The sequence below is a fragment of the Sphingopyxis sp. FD7 genome (genome assembly GCF_003609835.1).
Taxonomy (GTDB): domain Bacteria; phylum Pseudomonadota; class Alphaproteobacteria; order Sphingomonadales; family Sphingomonadaceae; genus Sphingopyxis.
In genome coordinates this window covers 1,477,006-1,502,638 of sequence record NZ_AP017898.1, presented here as the reverse complement: position 1 = coordinate 1,502,638, position 25,633 = coordinate 1,477,006, and the positions used below count along the sequence as shown (strand labels likewise).

General features: G+C 65.0%; 26 protein-coding genes and 1 pseudogene. 19 read left to right on the top strand and 8 right to left on the bottom strand.

Features of this window, described 5'->3' with window-relative positions; all coding sequences use genetic code 11:
- The first annotated feature begins 10 nt into the window (after window positions 1-10).
- The 7 genes from SPYCA_RS07055 to SPYCA_RS07025 all read left to right on the top strand — a co-directional run bounded on the left by SPYCA_RS07055 (window position 11) and on the right by SPYCA_RS07025 (window position 8,154).
- Complete coding sequence (locus SPYCA_RS07055) at window positions 11-763, top strand: SDR family NAD(P)-dependent oxidoreductase (RefSeq protein ID WP_120219557.1); 753 nt, start codon at window positions 11-13, stop codon at window positions 761-763.
- The gene (locus tag SPYCA_RS07050; RefSeq protein ID WP_120219556.1) at window positions 763-1,608 is read left to right on the top strand and encodes a rhamnogalacturonan acetylesterase; all 846 of its coding nucleotides are present in this window, start codon (window positions 763-765) and stop codon (window positions 1,606-1,608) included. Before SPYCA_RS07055 ends, SPYCA_RS07050 begins: the two co-directional genes overlap by 1 nt.
- A 115-nt stretch (window positions 1,609-1,723) precedes the next feature.
- Window positions 1,724-4,582, top strand: coding sequence for a TonB-dependent receptor (locus SPYCA_RS07045; RefSeq protein WP_232003568.1), 2,859 nt, complete (start codon window positions 1,724-1,726; stop codon window positions 4,580-4,582).
- A 16-nt stretch (window positions 4,583-4,598) separates the two neighbouring features.
- Window positions 4,599-5,501 (top strand): alpha/beta hydrolase, encoded by a 903-nt coding sequence (locus tag SPYCA_RS07040; RefSeq protein ID WP_172594993.1) that lies wholly within the window; start codon window positions 4,599-4,601, stop codon window positions 5,499-5,501.
- Window positions 5,502-5,583: 82 nt separating this feature from the next.
- Window positions 5,584-6,330 (top strand): FadR/GntR family transcriptional regulator, encoded by a 747-nt coding sequence (locus SPYCA_RS07035; protein WP_120219554.1) that lies wholly within the window; start codon window positions 5,584-5,586, stop codon window positions 6,328-6,330.
- Window positions 6,331-6,349: 19 nt separating this feature from the next.
- Window positions 6,350-7,135 (top strand): 2-keto-4-pentenoate hydratase, encoded by a 786-nt coding sequence (locus SPYCA_RS07030; RefSeq protein WP_120219553.1) that lies wholly within the window; start codon window positions 6,350-6,352, stop codon window positions 7,133-7,135.
- A complete protein-coding gene (locus SPYCA_RS07025; RefSeq protein ID WP_120219552.1) occupies window positions 7,135-8,154 on the top strand; it encodes a sugar kinase in 1,020 nt (339 codons plus the stop codon). Before SPYCA_RS07030 ends, SPYCA_RS07025 begins: the two co-directional genes overlap by 1 nt.
- On the opposite strand, the gene SPYCA_RS19800 is transcribed toward SPYCA_RS07025, so the two are convergent.
- Together SPYCA_RS19800 and SPYCA_RS07010 are read right to left on the bottom strand one after the other, a co-directional pair.
- On the bottom strand, window positions 8,066-8,503 hold the full coding sequence (locus SPYCA_RS19800) for a transposase (protein WP_443029504.1): 438 nt from the start codon (window positions 8,501-8,503) through the stop codon (window positions 8,066-8,068). The two genes, SPYCA_RS07025 and SPYCA_RS19800, sit on opposite strands and share 89 nt — an antisense overlap.
- On the bottom strand, window positions 8,500-8,709 hold the full coding sequence (locus SPYCA_RS07010; RefSeq protein ID WP_120219550.1) for a hypothetical protein: 210 nt from the start codon (window positions 8,707-8,709) through the stop codon (window positions 8,500-8,502). Before SPYCA_RS07010 ends, SPYCA_RS19800 begins: the two co-directional genes overlap by 4 nt.
- Window positions 8,710-8,799: 90 nt before the next feature.
- Between SPYCA_RS07010 and SPYCA_RS07005 the strand changes: the two genes are divergently transcribed.
- A protein-coding gene (locus SPYCA_RS07005) for an IS3 family transposase (protein ID WP_120219132.1) occupies window positions 8,800-9,974 on the top strand; the annotation gives its coding sequence in 2 pieces (ribosomal slippage) (window positions 8,800-9,085 and window positions 9,085-9,974; 1,176 coding nt in all).
- Window positions 9,975-10,003: 29 nt separating this feature from the next.
- Window positions 10,004-10,587, top strand: a pseudogene (locus tag SPYCA_RS07000) (DDE-type integrase/transposase/recombinase); the annotation flags it as partial.
- A gap of 138 nt (window positions 10,588-10,725) precedes the next feature.
- Here the strand turns inward: SPYCA_RS07000 and SPYCA_RS06995 are convergent.
- Window positions 10,726-11,121, bottom strand: a complete 396-nt coding sequence (locus SPYCA_RS06995; RefSeq protein ID WP_120219549.1) for a PaaI family thioesterase — start codon at window positions 11,119-11,121, stop codon at window positions 10,726-10,728.
- Between the two features lie 9 nt (window positions 11,122-11,130).
- Window positions 11,131-11,820, bottom strand: coding sequence for a GcrA family cell cycle regulator (locus tag SPYCA_RS06990; RefSeq protein WP_120222195.1), 690 nt, complete (start codon window positions 11,818-11,820; stop codon window positions 11,131-11,133).
- 118 nt (window positions 11,821-11,938) lie between these two features.
- Between SPYCA_RS06990 and SPYCA_RS06985 the strand changes: the two genes are divergently transcribed.
- Window positions 11,939-12,811, top strand: a complete 873-nt coding sequence (locus tag SPYCA_RS06985; RefSeq protein WP_120219548.1) for an ABC transporter permease — start codon at window positions 11,939-11,941, stop codon at window positions 12,809-12,811.
- Between the two features lie 219 nt (window positions 12,812-13,030).
- Here the strand turns inward: SPYCA_RS06985 and hspQ are convergent, their stop codons facing one another.
- Window positions 13,031-13,405, bottom strand: coding sequence for a heat shock protein HspQ (hspQ, locus tag SPYCA_RS06980; protein ID WP_120219547.1), 375 nt, complete (start codon window positions 13,403-13,405; stop codon window positions 13,031-13,033).
- 179 nt (window positions 13,406-13,584) lie between these two features.
- Between hspQ and SPYCA_RS06975 the strand changes: the two genes are divergently transcribed.
- From SPYCA_RS06975 to SPYCA_RS06960, 4 genes are all read left to right on the top strand, one after another.
- Window positions 13,585-14,211 (top strand): Yip1 family protein, encoded by a 627-nt coding sequence (locus tag SPYCA_RS06975; RefSeq protein ID WP_232003564.1) that lies wholly within the window; start codon window positions 13,585-13,587, stop codon window positions 14,209-14,211.
- 67 nt (window positions 14,212-14,278) lie between these two features.
- Window positions 14,279-15,238, top strand: a complete 960-nt coding sequence (locus SPYCA_RS06970) for a metal-dependent hydrolase (protein WP_120219545.1) — start codon at window positions 14,279-14,281, stop codon at window positions 15,236-15,238.
- 78 nt (window positions 15,239-15,316) lie between these two features.
- Window positions 15,317-16,597, top strand: coding sequence for an SAM-dependent methyltransferase (locus SPYCA_RS06965; protein ID WP_120219544.1), 1,281 nt, complete (start codon window positions 15,317-15,319; stop codon window positions 16,595-16,597).
- A 19-nt stretch (window positions 16,598-16,616) separates the two neighbouring features.
- Window positions 16,617-17,789 carry a serine hydrolase domain-containing protein gene (locus tag SPYCA_RS06960; RefSeq protein WP_120222194.1) on the top strand — a complete coding sequence of 391 codons (1,173 nt, stop codon included), beginning with the start codon at window positions 16,617-16,619 and terminating at the stop codon, window positions 17,787-17,789.
- Between the two features lie 223 nt (window positions 17,790-18,012).
- On the opposite strand, the gene SPYCA_RS06955 is transcribed toward SPYCA_RS06960, so the two are convergent.
- The 3 genes from SPYCA_RS06955 to purF are packed head-to-tail and all read right to left on the bottom strand — an operon-like array spanning window position 18,013 to window position 20,654.
- Complete coding sequence (locus SPYCA_RS06955; protein WP_120219543.1) at window positions 18,013-18,399, bottom strand: hypothetical protein; 387 nt, start codon at window positions 18,397-18,399, stop codon at window positions 18,013-18,015.
- A gap of 58 nt (window positions 18,400-18,457) precedes the next feature.
- Window positions 18,458-19,192: an SDR family NAD(P)-dependent oxidoreductase gene (locus SPYCA_RS06950; RefSeq protein ID WP_120219542.1), complete on the bottom strand. Its 735-nt coding sequence runs from the start codon at window positions 19,190-19,192 to the stop codon at window positions 18,458-18,460.
- A gap of 4 nt (window positions 19,193-19,196) precedes the next feature.
- A complete protein-coding gene (purF, locus tag SPYCA_RS06945) occupies window positions 19,197-20,654 on the bottom strand; it encodes an amidophosphoribosyltransferase (protein ID WP_120219541.1) in 1,458 nt (485 codons plus the stop codon).
- A gap of 143 nt (window positions 20,655-20,797) precedes the next feature.
- Here purF and hisI point away from each other — a divergent pair, with 143 nt between their 5' ends.
- The 5 genes from hisI (at window position 20,798) to SPYCA_RS06920 (ending at window position 25,608) form a co-directional block, all read left to right on the top strand.
- Window positions 20,798-21,178, top strand: a complete 381-nt coding sequence (hisI, locus tag SPYCA_RS06940) for a phosphoribosyl-AMP cyclohydrolase (protein ID WP_120219540.1) — start codon at window positions 20,798-20,800, stop codon at window positions 21,176-21,178.
- Window positions 21,165-21,698: a hypothetical protein gene (locus tag SPYCA_RS06935; protein ID WP_120219539.1), complete on the top strand. Its 534-nt coding sequence runs from the start codon at window positions 21,165-21,167 to the stop codon at window positions 21,696-21,698. Before hisI ends, SPYCA_RS06935 begins: the two co-directional genes overlap by 14 nt.
- A gap of 66 nt (window positions 21,699-21,764) precedes the next feature.
- On the top strand, window positions 21,765-22,190 hold the full coding sequence (locus tag SPYCA_RS06930) for a MerR family transcriptional regulator (RefSeq protein ID WP_120219538.1): 426 nt from the start codon (window positions 21,765-21,767) through the stop codon (window positions 22,188-22,190).
- Between the two features lie 72 nt (window positions 22,191-22,262).
- A complete protein-coding gene (locus tag SPYCA_RS06925; protein WP_120219537.1) occupies window positions 22,263-24,065 on the top strand; it encodes an acyl-CoA dehydrogenase C-terminal domain-containing protein in 1,803 nt (600 codons plus the stop codon).
- A gap of 46 nt (window positions 24,066-24,111) precedes the next feature.
- A complete protein-coding gene (locus SPYCA_RS06920; RefSeq protein ID WP_172595147.1) occupies window positions 24,112-25,608 on the top strand; it encodes a phospholipase D-like domain-containing protein in 1,497 nt (498 codons plus the stop codon).
- Window positions 25,609-25,633 lie beyond the last annotated feature (25 nt).

Below are 25,633 nucleotides of genomic sequence, written 5' to 3'. Positions count from 1 at the left end.
ACTGCACCACATGACTCTCCAGGGCAAAACCGCGCTCGTCACCGGCGGCGGCCGCGACATAGGACGATCAGTCTCGATCGCACTCGCGCGCGCCGGCGTTCGCGTCGCGATCAATTACAACAGCGGTCGCGATGCGGCAGAGGACACGCTGAAGACCATCGAGGACGCGGGCGGCGACGCCTTTCTGGTCCAGGCCGACGTCACCGACAGCGGCGCGGTCAAGGCGATGCTCGAAGAGGTCGGTGTCGCGTTCAGCGGGCGGCTCGACATCCTCGTCAACCTTGCCGGCGGCATGGTCGCGCGCAAGACGCTGAGCGAGATGGACGAAGCCTTTTTTGACCAGGTGATGACGCTCAACCTCAAATCGGCGTTCCTCGTGCTTCAGGCGTCGCAGCCCTTCCTTGGCGAAGGGTCGGCGGTGGTGAATGTCTCGAGCCAAGCAGGCCGCGACGGTGGTGGTCCCGGCGCGTCGGTCTATGCGGCCGCGAAGGGGGCGCTGATGACCTATACCCGCGCGATGGCAAAGGAGCTGGGGCCGCAGGGCATCCGCGTCAACGCGGTCTGCCCCGGCCTCATTGGCACCAGCTTTCACGATATTTTCTCGAAGCCCGAAGGGCGCGCCGCGACGGCAGGCAACACGCCGCTTCGCCGCGAAGGCCATCCCGACGAGGTTGCCGACACGATCGTCTATCTTGCCTCACCCGCCGCAAGCTTCCTCGCGGGCGTGTGTCTCGACGTGAACGGCGGGCTGGCTTTCTCGTGATGCGCGGGCTTTTCGCAATCGCCGCGTGCGCGCTGCTCGCGAGCGGGTCGGGGGCGGGGGCGCAGGAGCGCGAACGCACCGACGCCGAACCGCTTCAGCCCTACAAGATCATCCTCGTCGGCGATTCGACGATGGCGCCGCACAGCGGCTGGGGCGGCGCCTTTTGCGCGAACCATGTCAAATCGTCGGTCGCCTGCGTCAACGCCGGGCGCGGCGGGCGCTCGACGCGCAGTTATCGGCAGGAGGGCAGCTGGGACATCGCGCTCGCCGAAGCGCGCGTGCCGGGATACCGCGGCCATTGGGTGCTGATCCAGTTCGGGCACAACGACCAGTCGAGCAAGCCTGAACGCTGGACCGACGAGACGACCGAGTTCCCCGCGAACCTCCGCCGCTTTGTCGAAGAGGTAAGGGCAGCGGGTGCGACGCCCGTGCTCGTCACCCCGCTGACGCGGCGCGAGTTCCGGGACGGGAAGCTGCGCAACACGCTCGCAAGCTGGTCGGACCAGGTGCGCGGTGTCGCGAAGGCGATGGATGTGCCGCTTGTCGATCTCAACGCGCTGAGCGCCGCGCAGACGGAGGAGATGGGGCCCGAGATGGCGACCAAGCTCGCGCAAGTGCCGCCGACGCCCGAGGAGCTCGCGGCGGCGCAAGCGGGCACGACGCTCGCGGCGCGCCCGGCTCCGCCCGCACAGCCGCCGATTGTCGGCAAGGGCGCGCGTGGACAGGTGACGCGCAAGTTCGATTACACTCACCTCGGCCCCGTCGGCGCCGAAGTCACGGCAAAACTGGTGACCGAGGCGCTGGCGCGCGCGGTTCCGCAGTTGCGCAGCCAGCTTGTGCGATAAGGATAATTGCCTGTCAATATGGACTAGCCAATTATCCAGACATATTGGTTGACAAATTAACCGATATTGAACAACAATATTGGTCATAAAAGAATCATTCTTGGGGAGAGACGACGTGAATTCTCGCAATCCTATCCATGCGCGCACGCGCCGCACCGTCTTGCTGGCCAGCGCCTGCTCGGCGCTGATCGCGACTGTGGCGCCTGCGATGGCGCAGGAAGCGCCCGCGGGGGCCGGGCCGGAGGAGGATGACGCGATCATCGTCACCGGGATTCGCGAGACGATCCAGAATTCAATTAACACCAAGCGGGAGGAAACGGCGATCGTCGATGCGCTGTCGTCGGACGACATCGGCGACATTCCGGCGATCTCGGTCGGGCAGGCGATCCAGACGATCACCGGCGCGACGACGCACCGCGAAAAGGGCGACGCGTCCGAAATCGCGCTGCGCGGCCTCGGCCCCTTTCTGTCCAATTCGACCTTCAACGGCCGCGACGCGACGAACGGCAGCGGCGACCGCTCGGTCAATTTCAACCAGTTCCCCTCCGAACTCGTCAACAATATCAAGATATACAAGACGCAGCAGGCGAGCCTTGTCGAAGGCGGCGTCGCGGGCACGATCGAGATCGGAACGCTCCGCCCGCTCGATTTCGGCAAGCGCCGCATCCAGGCCGAGGTCAAGGCGCAGTATAATCCCTATGGCGACCGCATCGTCGGGTCGGGGGGCATCGGCTGGCGCGGAACGCTGAGCTATGTCGACCAGTTCGCGAACGACACGATCGGCATCGCGATCGGCGTGCAGCGCAACGACACCAACAATCCCGAAGAAACCTATGCCGCGTCGACGACCTGGACGGCGTGCCGTGCGGACATCGTCGTGACCAACAATAATTGCACCGAGTATGGCCGCGACGATTATGGCGAAGGCCATCCCTTCTACCTCGTCCCCAACGCCTATACCTTCCGCCAGATCAGCGAGACCGACAAGCGCGACGCGATCTTCGGCGCGATCCAGTGGCGGCCGTCGGACCAGTTCAACATCAATCTCGACGTCCAATATTCGGACCGCACCTTTGTCGAGAGCCGCCGCGACCTCAACATCTCCGAAGCACGCCGCAGCCTGACCAACGTCGTTTATGATGAAAACGGCATCGTTCAGAGCCTGAGCGGGCAGAGCGCGATCGAATCGAACGGGTCCGAACTGTCGCGCGCCGAGGAATATCTGGGTGGCGGCCTGTCGATCGAATGGCAGCCCAGCGACCGGCTGACGCTCATCATCGACGGCAGCTATTCGCGCACGATCCGCGTCGAGGATGAACGCAACGTCCGCCTGCGCACCGACCCGACGGACGTCAACGGCGTGCGCACCGTGTTCAACAACATGCGCATTCCCTATACATATGAGATCGCGCCGGGCAGCTTCGTGCCGACGATCACGATCGATCCGCGTTTTGACCTCAACAACCACGATTTATTCTGGGACGATGCGCGCTTCCGCCGCGACCAGAGCCGCCGCCACAACAAGATCATCGCCGGCCGCTTCGACGCGGGTTATGAAATGGACGGTTTTTTCAGCAAGCTCTCGGCGGGCGTGCGCTGGTCCGAAATGACCTTCCGCGACTATGATGTGCGCAACGGCGACTTCAACCTGAACCCGCCGATCGCCGAGGACCGGCGCATCAACAATCTCTGCCGCAACCGCGCCTTTCCGCAGACGGACTTCCTGTCGGCGGCCGACGGCAACGCCATCACCAGCTGGGCGACCTTCGACGTCGATTGCCTGTTTCGCGAATATATGGGGAGCGAGGATCCGGGCGCGCTCGAGGACAAAAGGTCGCCTGCGAACCGCGACGTCACCGAACGCACGCTCGCGGGCTATATCATGGCCGACTACGACGTCGATCTCGGCAGCTTCCCCGTCCGCGGCAATATCGGCGTGCGTGTCGTCAAGACCGACGTGACCTCGAACGGCCTGCGCAGCGAGTTCGTCCTTGTCGACAATGGCGACGGCACCTTCCGCCTCGAAACCACCGACGATTTCGAAACAGTAACGATCAAGAGCCGCAGCACGCGCATCCTGCCCAGCGTCAACGCGATCTTCGAGGTTGCGCCGAACACGCTGCTGCGCGTCGCGGGTTATCGCGCCATGTCGCGGCCCGCTCCCAGCGCGCTCGGCGCGGGGCGCACCTTCACGCTCGACGACGGCGGCAGTTTCACCAATATCGAGGACGCGATCGACAATGTCCGCGCCAACGGCAGCCCGCGTCTGAAACCACTGATGTCGTGGAACGCCGACGCGGCGATCGAATGGTATCCGAACAAGGACAGCATTCTGTCGGCTACGCTCTATTACAAGCAGTTCAACGGCGGTTTCCAGCCGGTCGTGTTCGACGAACAATTCGTCATCGACGGGCAGACGGTGACGGTGCCGGTGACGCAGACGCGCAACAGCCCCGACAAGTCGCGCATCTATGGCCTCGAACTCACTGCGGCGACGCGCTTCAGCTTCCTGCCCAAGCCGCTCGACGGGCTGGGCGCAAAGGTCAGCTACAATTATGCCGATTCGAACTTCGAGAATGAGGACGTCCGGCTCGGCGACCAGTTCGATCCGGTGACCGAGACCGTGTCAGAAGGTATCATCCCCCCGGCCAGCCTGTCAGGCTATTCCAAACATGTGCTGTCGGCGCAGGCCTATTATGAGATCGGCCCGGTGTCGCTGCAGGCGATCTATAACTACCGCTCGAAATATTATCAGGATTTCGTCGGTGGCAACAGCCAGCTTCGCTTTGTCGGACCCAGCGAGACCGTCGATTTCCGCGCCTCGCTTGACCTGATGAAGGGCGTGTCGCTGCGCTTCGAGGCGCTCAACATCTTCAACGAACCCAAGGCGACCTATATGCCCATCTATGGCAGCAGCCGCCAATATCATTATTACGGCTCGAAATATTTCATCGGAATCCGGGCGCGGATCTGATCGGCGCAGGGCGGTGATGCGGCGTCTTTTTCTGTCGGTCGCAGCGGCGGCGGCGGTGCTTCCGGCATCGCCGCCGTCGGCCGCGCGCGAAAGCGATGAACCGGCATCGATCGTGCGCGATCTCGTCTATCGGCAGGCCGACGGCGTAGCGCTCCATCTCGATCTTTATCTTCATCCCGACGCGCGGCGCGCGCCGGTACCCGTCCTCCTCTATTTTCACGGCGGCGGCTGGGCGCGCGGCGCGCGGCCCGCCGACTGGCAGGCGTTCCGGCCCTATCTCGATGCCGGATTCTCGGTCGCGGCGGTGCAATATCGGCTGGCGGGCGAGGCGAGCGCGCCCGCCGCGGTGATCGATGCGCGTTGCGCTTTGCACTGGGCGGGCGCTAACGCCGCCAGGTTCGGTTTCGATCCGGATCAAATCCTGCTGGCGGGAAGCTCGGCGGGGGCACATCTGGCGCTGATGGCGGGCCTGCTGCCCGCGTCGAACGCGATCGATGCCCCCGATTGCCGCAATCCGCCGCGCGCTGCCGCGGTGATCGACTTTTACGGCCCCACCGACCTTGCGGTGCTGCGATCGGGCGAGGGCGGACTGCACCCCACGGTCGCCCGATGGATCGGTGCGCGCGGCGACGCCGCGGAGATGGCGCGAGCCATGTCGCCGCTGACCTGGCTCGACGCCGCGTCGCCGCCCATCTTCATCGTGCACGGCGATGCCGACAAAGTCGTCCCCATCGCCCAGTCGCAGTTACTCAAACACCGCCTCGACGCGCTTGGCATCCGCAACGATTTTGTCGTGGTACCGGGCGGCGGCCATGGGAAATTCGATGCGGCGACACGCGCGGCGATGATGGCGCGGCTGGTCGCATGGCTCTGCGCGGCCAAAATCCCCTCGGACGGAGCATGTTCCGATGCCGATTGACGATCGTCGCATTGTTAGGCTTCAAAATTGTCATACCGGATTGTATGAACTCTCTACACATGATGTGGGAGACGAATAAGCTATGGCCGAACGCCGCCTTTTTGAAGACATCGCCGACGCCATCCGGGACCTGATCCTCGACGGCACCTATCCCCCCGGCGCACGCCTTCCCGGCGAACGCGAGCTGTCCGAACGGTTCGAGGTCAGCCGCGTGACGATCCGCGAAGCTGAAATCGCCTTGCAGGCGACGGGCTGGATTCACATCCGCACTGGCGCCGGGGCCTATGTCGAATCGCAAATCCCGGGCGACAGCAAGCGCCTGCCCCCAGTCAGCGCCTTCGAAGTCACCGAAGCGCGTTCGCTGTTCGAGGCCGAGGCGGCCGCACTCGCCGCGCCGACGATCTCGGCCGAAACCCTCGCGAAGCTCGATGAACTGCTCGCTGCGATGGCGGACGAGGCCGCGAGCGAGGACGAGATCAGTGTCATCGACCGCGAGTTTCACATGACGATCGCGGCGGCATCGAACAACAAGGCGATCATCCACGTCATCGAGAGTCTGTGGCGTATGCGCATGGAATTGCCCGAGGTTCGGCAGAGCCACTCGCTCGTCTGCCGCAAAGATGGCCGCGCGCGACAGTCCGAACATGCCGATGTCGTCGAAGCGCTCAGGCGCCGCGATGCCGCAGGCGCGCGCCTCGCGATGCGGCGGCATTTCAACCGCCTGCTCGAATCGATGCTCGACGAGACCGAAGAGCGCGCACTCGACGAACTGCGCCGCCGCGCCGCAGAAAGCCGCGAGCGCTATCTGCTGAGCGCGAAGCTCGCCTGATGGTCCGACGGTCGCCCGCATGAGCCTGTCCGCGCGTGCCGACGATGCGGCGACCCTGTTGATCGAGGCCCGCCGGGCGGGAACGGCGCTCGCCGCCTTTCCGCGCCCAGCTCCGGCGACGCTTGAGGACGCCTATGCCGTGCAGCGGCGGCTTTGCGATGCGCTGGCCTTGCCAGTGCTCGGCTGGAAAGTCGGGCGTATCCCCGGTCCGCTCGTGGCCTCGCTCGCTGCCGAGCGGCTCGCGGGGCCGATACTGCGGAGCGTCGACGTCTCCGACGGTACGCCGGGTCAGGCACGGATATTTGTCGGTGGCACGGGCGCGATCGAGGCTGAGGTGATGCTCCGCCTCGACCGCGTGCCCGATCATCTTCCCTCGCTCGCCGACGCGCCCGATTATGTGAGCGAAATCCGCGTGGGTTTCGAGGTTGCGAGTTCGCCCGCGCCCGATGTCCACGACCTCGCTCCCTTCGGCATCATTGCCGATATCGGGATCAACAACGGCCTGCTGATCGGCCCCCCGCTTGCGCGCGACGGCTTCGACCGGCTTGGGGTCGAAACCCGGATCGAGGGCGCCAGCGTCGGCCGCGGGCGCGCCTGCGATGTGCTCGATGGTCCCTGGGGTTCGCTCCGCTTCCTCGTCGATCTTCATCTGCGCGGCGTCATCGCGCTCGCGCCCGGTCAATGGATTTCGGCAGGGGCGATCACGGGGGTCCATCCGATCGTTCCGGGCGAGCACGCGACCGCAAGTTTTGGCTCGGCGATCCGCATCGCCTGCACCGCCGTTCCCGAAACCGGACTGCCCTGATGACGCTTCAATCCCGCACCATTCTCTGCTTTGGCGAAATCGTCATGCGTCTCTCCGTCCCCGCCGGGGAAATGCCGCTACAATCGCCGCGCTTCGACGCCTGGGTGGGGGGCGCGGAGGCGAATGTGGCCGTCGCGCTTGCGGCGCTCGGCCATCGCAGCCGCATGGTCAGCGCCGTGCCTTCGGGCACGATCGGCGACGCCCCCATCGCCGAATTGCGGCGGCACGGGGTCGATATCGGTGCGATCTTGCGCCGCGGCGGACGGATGGGCCTCTATTACCACATTGCCGGTGGTCCGATGCGCGCGGCCGAAGTCGTTTACGACCGCGCCGATTCGGCCTTTGCACGCGCTGCGCCGACCGAGTGGGACTGGGATGCATTGCTCGGCGGCGCCGACTGGCTGCACCTTTCGGGAGTGACACCCGCGCTTGGCGCGGCCGCGGCCGAATCGGCCTTTGCCGCCGCCCGCGCAGCGCGTGCGCGCGGAATCGGCGTGTCGTTCGACGGCAACTGGCGCGGCCGTTTGTGGGAGCGCTGGCACGACGACCCCGCCGCGATCCTGCGCCCGATTGTCGAGCAGGCGACGCTGCTCTTCGGCAATCACCGCGACGCCTCGCTGCTCCTGGGGCAGGAATTTTCGGGCGATGGCGAGGATCGGCGACGCGCGGCCGCGCTGGCTTTGCTCGACCGTTTTCCGGCGCTCACCCACGTCGCATCGACGGCGCGGCATGTCGTGGGCGCTGATGAGCATTGTATCGTTGCGCGTATCGACACGCGCGAAGCGTGGGCCGCAACCGCCGACGCCGTAATTGCGCCGATCGTCGATCGCGTCGGCACCGGGGACGCCTTTGCGGCGGGTATCCTTGATGGACTGTGGCAAGGTCTCGCCTTGGTCGACGTGGCTGCGCACGGTCTTTCGCTCTCGGCGCTCAAACATGGGCTGCGCGGCGATCTCGCGCCTTTCTCGCGTGGAGCGCTCGAACGGGCATCGTTGAAAGCTGCTGATGTCGTACGATAGGAGCTTTGGGTTTGGACTCATTGGAGCCACCAAGTGACGAAGGCGGCGATGGCGATAGTGACCATGAAGGTCTTGATGTTGCGGTAGAAGCGTGTGGCGAGGCGCCTCCAGTCCTTGAAGCGGCAGAACATGCGCTCGACGTCATTGCGCTGGCGATTTTCCGGTCGTGTTCAATGCGCGCCTTGCGATTGGACCTGGCGGGGATGGCCGGCGTGGTGCCGCGCTCGATCAGCCAGGCGCGTAAGGCGTTGCTGTCGTAGCCCTTGTCGGCAACCAGATATTCTGACGGTGGCACGGCATTGATCGCCAGCGTGGCGACCTTGGCATCGTGCGTATTGCCGGGTGTCAGCAGGAGGACGTGGGGCGGCCCTTCTCGTCGCAGACGGCGTGGAGCTTGGTATTCCTGCCGCCTTTGGCGATGCCGATACCATGAGCCAAGGCCCCCCCTTTTGCGCCTCCGGCGGTGCGGTGGACCTTGATGCGGCTACTGTCGATGAAGAGCTTGTCCGGCACGCCTTCGACCCCGGCGAGCTGGACGAAGATCCGTTCCCACACACCGCGCTCGGCCCAGCGCCGGAAGCGGTTTGATCTTCCCCCGGTTGCGCGGACACCGATGAACGGCTCATTGGAGCGAGGAGGTGTAAGATGGCGAAGGTTGGGAAGCGATATTTCACAGACGAGTTCAAGCGCGAGGCTGTGACGCTGTGGGAGACGAGCGGTCGGATGCAGACCGACGTTGCGCGTGAGCTGGGGATCATGCCGACGATGTTGAGGCGCTGGCAGCGGGCACTGGAGATCAAGGGGACAGTGCCTGCGGCGAAGCCGCTATCATCGCCGATGGCGTCGCCGGCGGATCAGGCGTCGGAGATTGCCAGGCTGCGCCGCGAACTCGATCGCACGCGCATGGAGCGCGACATTCTGAAAAAAGCGGTCGGCATTTGCGCGGAGATGCCACGGTGAAGTTCCAGTTCATCCGCGCCCATGCTGGCACCTGGCCGGTCAGCGTCATGTGCCGCATGCTCGGTGTGTCGCGCAGCGGCTATTACGATTGGCGCGATCGGCCGCCGAGTATGCGCACGACGGCGAACACCGTGTTGCTCGGCGATATCCGTCGGATCCAGGCGCGGCATTCCGGGCGATACGGCAGTCCCCGGATGCATGCCGCGCTGCGCGCGGAAGGGCGCGGCTGCAGCCGCGGTCGTGTCGAGCGGCTGATGCGCCGCCACGGCATCCGTGCGCTTGCCGGTCGCCGCTTTCGGCCCTCGACGACCGACAGCCGCCATTACCTGCCGATCGCGCCGAACCTGCTCGCGCAGCGCTTCGAAGCCACGGCGCCGAACCGCGTGTGGCTGGCCGATATCAGCTATATCCCGACCGGCGAAGGCTGGCTGTATCTGGCCGCCGTGCTCGATCTGGCGACTCGCAAGATCGTGGGCTGGGCGATGCGGGATCACATGCGCACCGAACTGACGCTCGCTGCGTTGATGATGGCCGCCCAACGGCAGCGACCGCTACGCGGACTCGTGCATCACTCCGATCGCGGATCGCAATATGCCGCCGGGGCTTATGTCGATCAACTCACTGCGATCGGCGCGACCGCGTCGATGAGCCGCACTGGGAACTGTTACGACAACGCGCCGATGGAGAGCTTCTTCCATACGCTGAAGGTCGAACTGGTCCATCAATGCCGCTGGGCAACGCATCTCGAAGCCCGGCAGGCTCTGTTCGGATATATCGAAGGCTATTATAATCGGAACCGCATGCACTCGGCCCTCGGGTATCTCACCCCCGAACAGGCCGAGCAACGCATGACGGGCTAACCCTGGTGTCCGCGCAACCGGGGGAAGATCAGCTGCGCCTGTTCGTGGCGATCGACCGGACGAGCAAGTTCGCCTTCGTCGAGCTGCAGCAGCAAGCCGACAAGATGATTGCTGCCCAGTTCCTGCGGAACCTGATCGAAGCGGTCCCCTATGCGATCCACACCGTGCTGACCGACAACGGCATCCAGTTCACCAACATGGCGCACCACAAATATGCCTTCCACCACATCTTCGATCGCGTTTGCGACGAGCATGGCATCGAGCACCGGCTGACCAAAGTGAAGCATCCCTGGACCAACGGCCAGAGCCTGCCCCCGCGAAGGCGGGGGTCGAAAGGATGAACCGGACGATCAAGGAAGCGACCGTCAAACGATACCATTATGACAGCCATGCCCAACTGACTGCGCACCTCCACGACTTCATCGATGCCTATAACTACGGCCGGCGCCTCAAGACGCTCCGCGGCCTCACTCCCTACGAATACATCTGCAAATGCTGGGCAAATGAACCCGAACGATTTACCTCAAACCCGCACCATCAAACACCGGGACCAAAGACCTCGGACCGATCGACATTCAGAAGCTGGCGAGTCAAAAATGCTGGTTTTCCGTGATCCGGAGCGCAGCGTGCTTTTGCACGTGAGCAGCGGAAGCGCGGAAGGCCGCCATTTGCAGACCGCCAGAGCTGAATGTCGATCGGCCCCAGGTCGTCGTCCCGGCCTTCGCCGGGATGACGGGTCAAAGAGGTTGGGCTAATTCTTCGGCGCCGGGAAAATGGCGAAATTGCCGTTGGCGCTCGCGACGAGCCGGTCGTGCTGGAACAAACGGGCGTCGATATTGGCCACGCGCTTGCCCTTGTGGAGCACGCTGGCCTCGCAAATCAGGCGGCCTTCGCGCACACCGACGTGATAGTTGAACTTGATCTCCAGCGTCGCGCACCAGAGCCCCTCGTCGAGCGTGCTGAACAGCGCCCCGCCCATCGCGGTGTCGGCGAGCGAATAGGCGACGCCGCCGTGCGCGACACCTTGCGGATTGAAATGCCGCTCACGCTCGATGTCGATCGCCATTGTGCAGCATCCGCCGCCGCGCGCGACCATTTGCAGGCCGAGCGCGCGCGCGAACTCAAAATCCTGGCCGAACGGCCTCACCGGGCGCGCTTAACGAACTCGCGGACCGCCAAAGGGCGGGGGTGGGGGCGGACGCCGCGTGCCGCGCGGCAGCTGTGCCTGATAGGCGCGGCCGCAATGCTCGACGCAATAGGGGAAGCCGGGGTTCACCGCCTCACCACAGAAATGGAAGTCAGGCTCGCCCGGATGCCCCATCGGCCAGCGACAGATGCGATCGTTGAGGTCGAGCAGGCTCGTCTTGTCGGCAATTTCCGGACTCGGCTTGGCGGGCACCAGCCGACGCGGCGGCGCGGGCGGGATCGGCGCCTGCTGGTCGCCGGGGCCTTGACGGATAAAGCCGCCGGGGCCGATCGAGACGATGCGCGGCGCATCGGGTTTCGGCGCGACGTCGCTGCTCGTTTCGCGCGGGGCTTCGGCCGCAGGCCTGGGTTCGGGGCGTGCGGAAACCGGCGCCGGACGCGGCGCGGCAGGGGCGGCCGGACGCACCGTGGCAGCGGCGGGTGCGGGCTTCGGTGCGGCGGGCGCCGCAGGCTTGGCGGGCTTTGCGGCCTTTTCGGTCGCCTTGACGGGCGAGGGACGCGATTTCAGCCCCAGTCGGTGCGCCTTGCCGATGACGGCATTGCGGCTGACGCCGCCGAGTTCGTCGGCGATCTGACTGGCGGTCAGGCCCTTTTCCCACATGCTGCGCAACTGTTCGATGCGCTCATCGGTCCACGACATATTCATTCCTCATCATTGCCCGCCGCGGGCCACAGCGTCCGTATTGCGATCCTTTCGGGATCGAGGTCGCGACGGCCCAGCTTGCGGTAAGATCGGGGAGGCGATAGGCGAGAACGCCATGAACGGCCAGCCCCAAAATTCGAACCCCGACTCAGCAAATATCCGCTCAGGTCCGGCTTTTGCCGAACCCGGCGTCCCGCACATCCGCGCGCTCAACGTGCCGGCCATGCGGGCGCTATATGTCAAGGAGGTGCGGCGCTTTTTCAAGGTCCAGCTGCAAACAATCTGGGCGCCCGCGATCACGACGCTCCTTTTCCTTGTCATTTTTACCGTGGCGCTTGGCGGGGCCGGGCGCACCGTCATCGGCGTCCCCTTCGCCGATTTCATCGCGCCCGGGCTCATCATGATGGCGATGCTGCAGAACAGCTTCGCCAATTCCAGCTTTTCGCTGCTCGTGGGCAAGATCCAGGGAACGATCGTCGACTATCTGATGCCGCCGCTCGCGGTCGGCGAGCTGGTTATCGCGCTGGTCGGCGCCGCGATCACGCGCGCGATCCTCGTCGGTTTCGTACTCTGGATCGCGATGCTGTTCTGGCCCGGCGTCGATGTCGGAGCCGATCATCTGTGGGCGGTCGCGGTCTTTGGCATACTGGGGGCGATGATGCTGGGTTTCCTCGGACTCATCACGTCGGTCTGGGCCGAAAAGTTCGATCATGCCGCGGCGGTGACCAATTTCGTCGTGACCCCGCTGGCGCTGTTGTCGGGCACTTTCTACTCGGTGGACCTGCTCGCGCCCTGGTTTCAGGGGATCGCCCACGCCAACCCCGTCTATTATGCGATCATGGGCTTTCGTTACGGCTTTATCGGAACGGTCGATGCGACAATCGCCAATCCCGTGCCGACCGCGGCGCTGGTGCTCGTCGCGGTCAATGTCGTGTTGGGATTTGTGACCTATCGCCTGCTGGCCTCGGGCTGGAAGCTCAAGGCCTGATGCGCCGCGCTCCCGCGCTCTCTACCGGGGTCGAATGTCGCTAGACCCCGTTTCCGTGAGATTGAAGGGACGACCGCCTGCGGCGGCAGGCCGATTTGCCGCGAGGACGTCGTTGCTCGTCGGTCACGATGGATAACCATCGCTCCCTCGTCGCGCCTCGCCGCGCGGCAAAATCTGCTCCGTCCCGCGCTTCAATCTCACGGAAACAGGGTCTAAAATCTAGTGACGGTGGATTGCGCGGACGCGGTAACGGCCCTGCTCCAGCCCGTCGAACATCGTTTCGATCTGCGGATGGTCGATCGGGCCGCCGTCGCCATCGGCGACCAGATTCTGCTGGCTGACATAGGCGATATAGGATGAATCGCCATTTTCGGCGAGCAGATGGTAATAGGGCTGCTCCTTTGCCGGTCGGATTTCCTCGGGGATCGCTTCATACCATTCGTCGCTGTTCGCAAAGACCGGGTCAATGTCGAACACGACGCCGCGAAAGTCGAACATGCGGTGGCGCACGATGTCGCCAGGGGCAAAGCGCGCGCGACCGACCAGCGGCGCCACGGGTCTGTTCGGGGTTTCGGGGGCGGATTCGGGCATCATGCCTTCAATCTATGGCGGTTTACGACTGTTTCAAGTGCGTTACATTCCCGGGTGCCGCGGTTTGCCGAATCGGTTGTGATCGGGGTTACGGATGCGCTGGTCATCGGGGCTAAACATTCCCGTGGCCTCTGCATGTCCCGATCGGGTTGCGGGCCGCATCCTAGCAGGGGAGACGCATGATGGCTGATTTATCACCCAATGGTTCCGGCCCCGCCGCGGGCATCGTCCGGCGCGCCAGGGACATATTGCTCAAACCCAAAGAAGCGTGGCCGGTGATCGCCGCCGAACCGGCGACGACGAAGTCGATCTATGTCCCCTATGTCGTCGTCCTGGCGGCGATCGGGCCGTTCGCCTCGCTGATCGGCGGCCAGCTCATCGGGTTCCCGGCGCTTGGCGTGACCTGGCATCCGCCAATCGGCGCCGCGCTGACCTCCGCGATTCTGTCTTATGGGCTGACCCTGGCGACCGTCTTTGTCCTGGCGCTCGTCATCGACGGGTTGGCGCCCAGTTTCGGCGGTCAAAAGGACCAGATCCAGGCGCTGAAGGTTGCCGCCTATTCGGGCACCGCGGCGTGGGTTGGCGGCGTTTTCGGGCTGATCCCGATGCTCGGCCTGATCGGGCTGCTGTTCGCGCTCTATGGCCTCTATATCCTCTATCTCGGCCTGCCCGTGCTGATGAAGGTGCCGCAGGACAAGGCAGCGGCTTACGCGGCCATTGTTGTGATCGTTGCGGTCGTGCTGTTCCTCATCATCGGCGCCGTGGTCTCCTCCATTACCGCGCCGTCGCTGCTCGGCACGCAGCTATGATCCGGGCGGTCGTCCTCCGTTGGGGGCGGCCGTCGATCGGAGGATGGCGCAGCGAGCGACGGGGCCTATGGATAATTTGACACACAGCCTTGTCGGCGCATTGCTGGGACAGATGGGGCTCAAGAAGAAGACAGGGCTGGCGATTCCGACGCTGGTTGTGGCGGCGAACCTGCCGGACATCGACGCGGCCTGCCTGTTCTGGCTCGATGGGGTGCAGCATCTGGGCTTTCGGCGTGGGATCACCCATGGGCCGGTTGCCATGCTGGTGCTGCCGCTCATCCTCTGGGTGCTGATGATTGCCTTCGACCGCTGGCAGGAACGGCGTGGCAATCGACCGGTCGATCGCCTTCCGGTCCATCGCGGCTGGCTGCTCGCGCTTGCCTGCATCGGGTGTCTCAGTCATCCGGCGCTCGACTGGCTCAACAATTACGGCATCCGCCTGCTCGAACCCTTCTCGTCGCAATGGTTCTATGGTGACAGCATCTTCATCATCGACCTGTGGATCTGGATCGCGCTGGCGGTCTCGCTCTGGCTGTCGTTCCGGCGTGAACGGCGCGGCGCGGCGAGCTGGTGGCGCCCGGCGTGGATCGGTTTCGTGGCCGTTTCGGCCTATATCTTCGCGAATGGGCTGATCACCGGCGCGGCGGAGCGGATGGCGTCGGGCGCGCTGGCCGCGGGCGGCACGGCGGACGCGCTCGTCGTCGCGAGCCCGCCGCCGCTCGCCTTCTGGCGGCGCGACATTTTCTGGCGCACCGCCGACCGTTATGGCACGGCAACGTTCACGCCCGGCGTCGGCGGGGCCGTCGACCTGACCGGCGCGCCGACGGGAATGAACGATCCGCGGCTCGCCATGTGGGTCAAGGGCGATCCCGATGCGCGCGCCTTCCTGTTCTGGGCGCGGATGCCGGTGGCCGAGCGCGATGGCGATGCGCTGGTGCTGCGCGACCAGCGTTTCATGCACCCGTTGGCGGAGGAGCGTTTCCAGGTCCGGCTGACCGCCCCCGATACGGCGAGCGCCCCCCAATAGAGGGCGCGTGCGTGACGTCACGATGGCAGGCGTTTCAGGCAATTGTCAGCCGCGCGCCTTTGGGGCAGGAAGGAGCTTGTGAACACCCATGTCAGCCCCCGCCGCGGCAAGGAACTGCTCCGCGCCGACCGCGCCTATCGCGCGGGCGGGGTGATGGCGCGGCTGATCGCCCTCGCGCCATCAGCGCTGTTCCATCGCCTGCTCGACCGGATCGACGCCGGGCTGCTCGCGGGAACGATCGAGGGGCATTTGCCCGACGGCAGCGTGCGATTGCTCGGCGGCCGCGGCAAGGGGCCGACCGCGATTGTTCACCTGCACAGCTGGGCGGCGCTGGCGCGGCTCGCCCTGTCGGGTTCGATCGGCTGGTATCGCGCGTGGGAGAAGGGCGAATGGGCGTCGCCCGATCCGGTTCCGCTGTTCGACCTTTTCATGCGCAACGGCGAAGCGCTGGGCGATGCGGCGCGCGCGCACGGCCCGTCGCGCTGGCTCAATCGCGCCATCCATGCACTCCACCGCAACGATCGGCGCGGCGCGCGGCGGAACATTCATGCTCATTATGATTTGGGCAATGATTTCTATCGCTTGTGGCTCGATTCTTCGATGAATTATTCGAGCGCGCTGTTCGCTGATCCGGGGCAGTCGCTGGAGGAGGCGCAGGCGGCTAAGGTCGATGCGATCCTCGACCGGCTCGATCTCCGGTCGGGGTGTCGGCTGCTCGAAATCGGCTGCGGCTGGGGGGCGCTCGCCGAGCGCGCGGTCGAGCGCCACGATGTGATCTACACCGGCATCACCCTGTCGCACGCGCAGGCCGAAGTCGCCGATGCGCGGCTCGCGGCGGTCGATCTGTCGGGACGCTCGCGGATCGAGCTTTGTGACTATCGCGACGTCCAGGGCCCCTATGACGCGATCGCCAGCGTCGAAATGGTCGAAGCGGTGGGGCAGGCCTATTGGCCCGCCTATCTGGGTGCGATCGCGCGATTGCTGCGGCCGGGCGGCAAGGCGGCGATCCAGTATATCGCGATCAACGATGCGCTGTTCGAGCGTTATGCGGCGAGCAGCGATTTCATCCAGGCCTACATCTTCCCCGGCGGCTGCCTGCTGTCCGAGAGCCGTTTTCGCGCGCTCGCCGAGGAGAGGGGGCTCATCTGGCGCGATGTCCGTCGGTTTGGCGGCGACTATGCCGAAACGCTGCGCCAGTGGCGCGAGCGCTTCGACGCCGCGGTCGCCGCGGATCGCCTGCCACCCGGTTTCGATGCGCGTTTCGTCGGGCTCTGGCGCTATTATCTGCAATATTGCGAGGGGGGCTTTCGCGGCGGCGGCATCGACGTTGCGCAGGTCACGCTCGAAAAACCGGCCTGAAAACAGGGGAGGAATGATGATGCGAAGACTTTTGGCGGCGGTGCTGCTCGGCACCGCGGCGGCGTGCAATGCCCCCGCGACGACGCAAACGACCGACCAATTGCCAAAGGATCTGAACGTGCTTTTCTGGACCCAGGACCAACGCGACCTTGCTTTCCGCACAATGGAAACGGTGCCCAAGGTGGTCGTCAACACGATCGAGGCGGGCGACGCCGTCTATCCCCTGCCGCAAGGCGAGCCGATCGACCTCGGGATCGACGTCGACGCCCATATGGCGACGCAGCGCAACGCGGGGCTGATCATCGTGCAGGACGGCAAGGTCCGGCTCGAAAAATATGCGCTCGGCTATGGCGCCGCGGGCCGCTGGACGAGCTTTTCGGTCGCCAAGAGTTTCACCTCCACGCTCGTCGGCGCGGCGGTGAAGGACGGCTATATCAAGAGCCTCGACGACAAGGTCACCGCCTATATCCCCGGCCTCAAGGGATCGGCCTATGACGATGTCAGCGTGCGCCAGCTGCTGACGATGACGTCGGGTGTCAAATGGAACGAGGATTATACCGATCCCAAGTCCGACGTCGCGCAGTTCAACCTGCAAAAGCCGGTCGCGGGCGAGGACATAACCGTCAGCTATATGAAGAACTTGCCGCGCGAAGCGCCCGCCGGGTCGAAGTGGGTGTACAAGACCGGCGAGACCAATTTGATCGGCGTGCTGGTGTCGAGCGCAACCGGCAAGACGCTGTCCGAATATCTGTCGGAAAAGGTCTGGAAGCCCTTTGGCATGGAGCAGGACGCGGTGTGGATGCTCGGGCCGACGGGGCATGAGATCAGCGGCTGCTGCATATCGGCGAGCCTCAGGGATTATGCGCGCTTCGGCCAGTTCATCCTGAACGGCGGCGTCGCGGGCGGCGTGAAGGTGCTGCCCGACGACTGGCTGGCCTCGGCGACGACGAAGCAGGCGGGGATCGACGTGCCGGGTCGTGGCTATGGCTATCAATGGTGGACGAACGACGACGGCAGTTTCGCCGCACAGGGCATTTTCGGGCAGGGCATCTTCATCGACCCCAGGCGCAGGCTGGTGATCGCGTCGAACGGCAACTGGCCGACGGCGACCGATCCCGAAGGTGTCGGCGCGGCGCGCGAGGCCTTTTACAAGGCCGTGCAGGCGGCGGTGGACGGCGAGGCGGCAAACTGATTTTCGTCATCCCGGCGAAGGCCGGGATCTCGACGGCGAGACCCCGGCCTTCGCTCGGGTGACGATCTGAAACAGGGTCTAGGACCGATCGACATTCAGTTCTGGCGGTCTGCAAGTGGCGGCCTTCCGCGCTTCCGCTGCTCACGTGCAAAAAAGCACGCTGCGCTCCGGATCACGGAAAACCACCCTTTTCGACTCGCCAGCTTCCGAATGTCGATCGGCCCTAGTCGATAACGGTCGCGGCCGCCCGCTGCGCCAGCCACGCGGCCACAAGCGGGATGGCAACGCCCAGTGCCATCATCCACCAGGTGTCGGCAAAGTCGATGGCGGTATAGAGGGCAGCGCCGATCACGGCGCCTGCGACGACCCATCCCGCGCCGGTTCCGCCGGAAATGCGCATCGCAAGCCAGCTGCCGCCAAAGGTAGCGATAAACCAGCCGACGATCAGCGCGATGGTGGAGGCGATCGGGATCAGGATTTCGCCCGTCGCCGGATCATATTCGGCCGGCGCAATTTCGCTGCCGGCATATTGCGCCAGCCAGATCAATCCGAACGCCACCGCGATACCGATCGCCGCGGCAATCGCCGATCGCAAAATAGTCCTGGTCATTCCACGCCCCCGCCAGCCCGATTTGCGCTCAACCTAGCGCAGGAAAGCGCCGATGGCGTCAAGCTTTTTCCATGACCTTGGGCAAGGCGTGGAAGGCGGTGCTGTCAAAGCCTTCGACCATCAGCTTCGCGACATATTCGCCGACCACGGCCGGTTCCTTGATGCTCTGGGGATCTTCGCCGGGATAGGCGCGCGCGCGCATCTGGGTGCGCGTGCCGCCGGGGTCGAGGATCGCGGTGCGGACGCCCGAGATGTTGCGCATTTCCGCGCCATAGCTGGTGACGAGCACCTCGAACGCCGCCTTCGACGCGGCATAGGCGCCCCAATAGGCGCGCGGCGTCCGCGCGACGCCGGTGGATAGCGCGAGCAGCCGACCGTTGGCGGCGCGGCGGAGCAGCGGGTCGAAATTGGCGATCAGCGCCTGCTGTGCGATCAGGTTGAGCGTCAGCGTCCTGTTGAACTCCTTGCCGTCGATCGCGGCGACGGGGGTGAGCGTGCCGAGCATCGCGGCGTTGAGCACCAGCATGTCGAGATGCTGCCAGCGTTCGGCCATCGCGCTGGCGAGGCGAGCGATGCTGTCGCCGTCGGTGAGGTCGAGCGGCGCGATCGTCGCGGTGCCGCCCGCGGCGTGGATGCGATCCTCCAGCGCTTCGAGTCCGCCAGCGGTTCGCGCGGTGATGACGACATGCGCGCCGCGCGCCGCCAGCGCCTCGGCGATCGCTTCGCCGATGCCGCGGCTCGCCCCGGTGACGAGCGCGACCTGGCCCGCCAGTTCTTCAGACCTTGTAACCATTATGTCAGACAACCCGTTCGGCAAGCAGCGAAAATTGATCCTCCAACCCATGCTCGTCGAAGTCGGTGAGCGTGGTCGGATAGTCGCCGGTGAAGCAGGCGTCGCAATATTGCGGCGCGTCCTGCTGGCGGTCGGCCTCGCCCAGCGCGCGATAGAGGCCGTCGATCGTGAGGAAGGCGAGGCTGTCGGCGTTGATGAAATTCGCCATCTGGCCGACCGTCATCTGCGCCGCGAGCAGCTTCGCGCGCTCGGGCGTGTCGACGCCGTAGAAGCAGCTGTGCGACGTCGGGGGGCTTGCAATGCGCATATGCACCTCGGCGGCGCCCGCGTCGCGCATCATCTGCACGATCTTGAGGCTCGTCGTCCCGCGGACGATCGAATCGTCGATCAGCACGATGCGCTTGCCCGCGATCAGCGCGCGGTTGGCGTTGTGCTTCAATTTGACGCCGAGGTGGCGCACCTTGTCGCCCGGCTGGATGAAGGTGCGCCCGACATAGTGTGACCGGATGATGCCGAGCTCGAACGGAATGCCCGATTCCTGCGCATAGCCGATGGCCGCGGGCGTTCCCGAGTCGGGGACCGGGATGACGAGGTCGGCGTCGACCGGATTTTCGCGCGCCAGTTCGGCGCCGATCGCCTTGCGCACCGAATAGACGCTGGTGCCGTCGACGATTGAATCGGGGCGCGAGAAATAGACATATTCAAAGATGCACGGCCGCGCCGACTGCTGCGCAAAGGGGCGGTGCGACGTCAGCTGGCCGTCGCGGATGATGACAAGCTCGCCGGGCTCGACCGAGCGCAGGAACTCGGCGCCGACGACGTCGAGCGCCACCGTTTCGGATGCCAGAATATGCGCATCGCCAAGCTTGCCGATCACCAGCGGGCGGATGCCAAGCGGGTCACGGCAGCCGATCATGCCTTCGGCGGTGAGGCAGATCAGCGAATAGGCGCCCTCGACCTGTTTCAGCGCGTCGATGAAGCGGTCGAGCAAGGAGCGATAATTGGATGTCGCGACGAGGTGGATGATCACCTCGGTATCGCTGGTCGACTGAAAGATCGAACCGCGGCGGACGAGCAGCTTGCGGAGCGCCGCGGCGTTCGAGATGTTGCCGTTATGCGCGACGGCGAAGCCGCCGGTCGAGAGGTCGGCGAACAAGGGCTGGACGTTGCGCAGCGCGGTCTCGCCCGTCGTCGAATAGCGCACATGGCCGACCGCCGACGCGCCGTCCAATTGGCGGATGATCTCGTCGCGGTCGAAATTGCCCGCGACATGGCCCATTGCGCGGTGGGTGTGAAACTCCTTGCCGTCGAAGGCGGTGATGCCCGCGGCTTCCTGTCCGCGGTGCTGCAGCGCGTGCAGCCCCAGCGCGACGACCGCGGAGGCGCTGTCGGCGCCGTGAATGCCAAAGACGCCGCACTCCTCGCGGAGCTTGTCGTCGTCGAAAGGATGGGTCGTCAGCATGGCGTTCCAGCGGCAGGGGGGCAGTGACTGCGGCGCATATAGGGAGGGGAAAGCCGATTGTCGCCCCCCTAATCACGATATTGTCACATCGGCGGCGACGCGCGGGGTGACAGCGGCTTCGATCCTGCTCTAAAGCGTCGGGCATGGATGAACAGCGCGACACGACCGACCGATTTCTCCCGCGTTTCGACGCCGCCGGACTGGTGACCGCGATTGTCGTCGATGCCGATACGCAGGCGCTGCTGATGGTCGCGCATATGAACGACGAGGCGATCGAGGCGACGCGCGCGACGGGGCAGGCGCATTTCTGGTCGCGCTCGCGCGGCGTGCTCTGGCGCAAGGGCGAGACGTCGGGCAACGGCTTGGCGCTCGTCGAAATGCGCGTCGATTGCGATCAGGACGCGCTGTTGCTGCGCGTGAAGCCCGCGGGACCGGCGTGCCACACGGGGCGCCGGTCGTGCTTTTATCGCCGCGTCGAGGGCGATGGCCGCCTGACCTTTCTTGCGGACGATGCGCAGGGTTAGCACCGTCCTTGCGCTGGCAGGGCTGCTGCTCGCGGGGTGCGAGCGCAGGGCGGGCGGTGACGAGGCGATCGACGCGGGGAATCCGCTCGAGATTGCGGCACGCGAACGCGGCGTCGTGCGGCCCGAGGCTGAAACGCCGGTCGGCGTATTCGAGCGCGCGCACGATCTGGGCCGCGATGCGATGTGCGTCGTTCCCGACGGCGCGGGGCAGTGGCGCTTTGCGGTGACCGCGGCTTTCGGCGACACTCTCGCCTGCACCGCGCGGGGGACGATCGTGCGCGAGGGCGATGAGTGGCGGATGCGCTTTGCGGGAGCGGAGGGCTGCGCCGTCTTGGTCCGCGAGGAAAATGACGAGCTGCGCCTGCCGGGAAGGCTGCCGTCGCAATGCGCGCAGCTGTGCCCGAACCGCGCTTCGCTGTCGGGCCTGCGGCTGCCGCGCGCGAGCTGGTCGGAGGGTGATGCAAGGGGCTTGCGGATCAGCGACGGGCGCGGCAATGTCATCCAGCCCTGCGCGGGTTGAATCGCTCGGAATCGCGGCGCTCCGGCGCTATTGACGTTCACGTCAACGGAAACTAGTTTCGGCGGCATGACCGAACCCTACGGCCACTCGCACATCGATACGCCCGACCATCTGGGGCGCGAACAGTTCAGCATCACCGACTTGTCGACCGAGTTCGGCGTCACCGCCCGCGCGCTGCGCTTTTATGAGGATGAGGGGCTGATCAGCCCGTCGCGCAAGGGGCTGTCGCGCATCTATTCCAAGCGCGATCGCGCGCGGCTTGCGTGGATTTTGCGTGCGAAACGCACCGGCTTCAGCCTGGCCGACATCCGTGAGATGATCGACCTCTATGACGTCGGCGACGGTCGCAAGTTGCAGCGACAGGTGACGATCGAGAAGTGCGAGCAACGTATCGCATTGCTCCGCCGCCAGCGCGACGATATTGACAGCGCTGTAGATGAATTGTCACGTTTCATCGAAATGGTGAAAAAGGTCGACGCCGACAAGAAATAGTCGGCTCGCCCCCACGCTGGCCTCTCCCCAGGCACGTTGGATCCGATCAACTGCTTTTCAGAAGGATTTTCCATGCCCGTCTATCGCGCCCCCGTGCAGGACAGCCTGTTCCTCCTCAACGAGGTGCTCGGCGTCGAACGCTATGCGAATCTGCCCGGCTTTGCCAACGCGACCCCCGACATGATCGAAGCGGTGCTGACCGAAGCGGGGAAGTTCTGCGAAGAGGTGTTGTTTCCGATCAATCATCCCGGCGACCTCGAAGGCTGCACACGCCACGACGACGGCTCGGTGACGACGCCCAGAGGGTTCAAGGAGGCGTATAAGGCCTATTGCGACGCCGGCTGGACGCTGCTGACGCAGCCCGAGGCATTCGGCGGGCAGGGACTGCCGCACGTCGTCGGTTTTCCGGTCGAGGAATATCGCATGGCCGCGAACCAGGCCTTTGCCATGTATCCGGGGCTGACGCAGGCGGCAGTGGCGGCGATTCTGGTCAAGGGATCGGACGAGCAGAAAGCGCTTTACGTCCCCAAGATGGTGTCGGGCGAATGGGGCGGGACGATGAACCTGACCGAACCGCATTGCGGCACCGACCTTGGCCTCATCCGCACGCGCGCGGTGCCCAATGGCGACGGCAGCTACGCGATTACGGGCACCAAGATTTTCATTTCGTCGGGCGAGCATGACCTGACCGACAACATCATCCACCTCGTCCTTGCCAAGACCCCCGACGCGCCCGACAGCGTCAAGGGCATCTCGCTGTTCATCGTCCCGAAGTTCCTTGTCAATGAGGACGGCTCGCTGGGCGAGCGCAACGCGCTGCAATGCGGGTCGATCGAGCACAAGATGGGCATCCATGCCAATTCGACCTGCGTGATGAACTATGACGGCGCGAAGGGCTGGATGGTCGGCGAGGAGAATAAGGGCCTTGCCGCGATGTTCGTGATGATGAACGCGGCGCGGCTGGGCGTCGGGATTCAGGGGCTGGGACAGGCGGATATCGCGTTCCAGAACGCCGTGGCCTATGCGCAGGACCGCCGCCAGGGCCGCGCGCTGACCGGGCCGCAAGATCCGCAGGAAAAGGCCGATCCGCTGTTCGTCCACCCCGATGTGCGCCGGATGCTGATGGACGCCAAGGCGACGGTCGAAGGGCTGCGCGCCCTGTGCCTGTGGGGCGCGCTCCAGGTCGATCTGGCGCATGTCGCCGAGACCGAGGAGGAGCGGCAGCTTGCCGACGACCTCGTCAGCCTGCTCACCCCCGTCATCAAGGGCTATGGCACCGACAAGGGCTATGAGGTCGCAACCAATGCGCAGCAGATATTCGGCGGCCATGGTTACATCGAGGAACATGGCATGAGCCAATATGTTCGCGATGCCCGCATCACGATGATTTACGAAGGCGCGAACGGCGTGCAGGCGATGGATCTGGTCGGGCGCAAGCTCGCGCAGAATGGCGGTCGCGCGATCCAGACGCTGTTCGCCATCGTCGATGCCGAATGCGCGGCGGCGAAGGACAAGCCCGCGCTCGCCGATTTCGCCGAGCGGCTGGAAAAGGCGAACGGCGAGCTCAAAGCCGCGACGATGTGGTTTATGCAAAATGGCATGACCAATCCGAACAATGTCGGCGCCGGCGCGCATCATTATATGCACATCACCGGCATCGTCGCGCTGGGGCTGATGTGGCTACGCATGGCGGAGGCGGCGCAGAAGGCGCTCGACGAAGGGCGCGGCGCCAAGGACTTCCTCGACGCCAAGATCGTCACCGCGCGCCATTTCGGCGAACGTTTTCTGCCCGACGCCGGATCGCTCCGCCGCAAGATCGAGGCGGGCAGCGAAACGATGATGGCGCTGACCCCCGAACAATTCTTCGCGGCCTGAGGCCGTGCCGGTGCAACCATCGCCGCCGCCAAGCGTGTCGGCGGCGATGGGCAGCGATCTGGAACCGATTGTCGTCGAGGGCCGCAATTGCTGGCGGATCGAGCGCGCCGACAAGGCGCGGATGATCGTCGACGCCGCCGATTATTTCAAACTGCTGAAAGAACTGATGGAAGGCGCGAAGGAGCGCATCCTGCTGATCGGCTGGGATTTCGATCCGCGCATTGCGCTGGAGCCCGACGCCGACGGCAAAGGCGAGTCGCTCGGCCATTATCTGCTGGCGCTGGCGCACGCGAAGCCCGATCGCGACATCGACATCCTGCGCTGGAACTTTGGCGGGCTGAAGCATTTTCTGGTGCCGCGCATCGTCACGATGATCCTGCGCTGGAAGGCGACGCGCTCGATCAGCTTTCGCCTCGACAGCGCACATCCGGCGGGATGCAGCCATCACCAGAAGGTCGCGGTGTTCGACGATCATCTGGCGGTGTGCGGCGGCATCGACGTCGCCGCGTCGCGCTGGGACACGCGTGAGCACAAGGATGGCGACACGCGGCGGTCCAACCCCGACGGCAAAATCTATATGCCATGGCATGATTCGACGATGATCCTTGCGGGGGACGTCGGCCGCGCGCTCGCCGAACTGGGCAATGAGCGCTGGCAACGCGCGACGAAAAAGGCGCTGCGCGACGTCAAAGGCGACGGCGAGGCCTGGCCCGCCGCGCTTGAACCCGACTTCACCGATGTCGATGTCGCTATTTCGCGTTCGCGCGCCGAATATGACGGCTATCCCGGCGTGCGCGAGATCGAGCAGCTCTATCTCGACATGATCGCGGCGGCGAAGCACTTCATCTATTTTGAAAATCAGTATTTCACGAGCGGCAAGATCGCCGCCGCGATCGCCGCGCGGCTCGACGAGGATGACGCGCCCGAATTCGTCATGGTGATGCCCGAAACCGCCGATGGCTGGCTCGAGCAGATGGCGATGGACGCGGCGCGGGTGAAGCTGGTGCGTGCGATCGCCAGGACGAAACATGGCGAACGGCTGCGGATCTATGTGCCGCATACGGCGGGCGGCGATCCCATCTATGTCCACGCCAAGACCGCCATCGTCGACGACCGGCTGTTGCGCGTCGGATCGTCGAACATGAACAACCGCTCGATGGGCCTCGACAGCGAATGCGACGTCACGATCGACGCGGCGCTGCCTGCAAATCGCGGCGCCGGGCCGGTGATCCGCAGGCTGCGCGAATCGCTGATCGGCGAGCATCTGGACGTCGATCCGGCGGAGGTCGCGCGCGCCTTTGACGCCTCCGGCTCACTGATCGCGGCGATCGAAGCACTGCGCGGACCGGGGCGTTCGCTCAAACTGCTCGACCTGGTGGCGCCGGGGCCGTTGGACGATTTCATCGCCGACAATGAACTGCTCGACCCGGCGAGCCCCGATGCGATGTTCGAAAGCTTCGCCGAGCGTGGCCTCAGGAAAAGCTGGCGGCGCGGCAAAAGCTGGATGAAACGGCACCGGCCGTTTCGGCGGCGCGGGCGCTAACCGCTCCCATCCGTCGTCTCGGCCT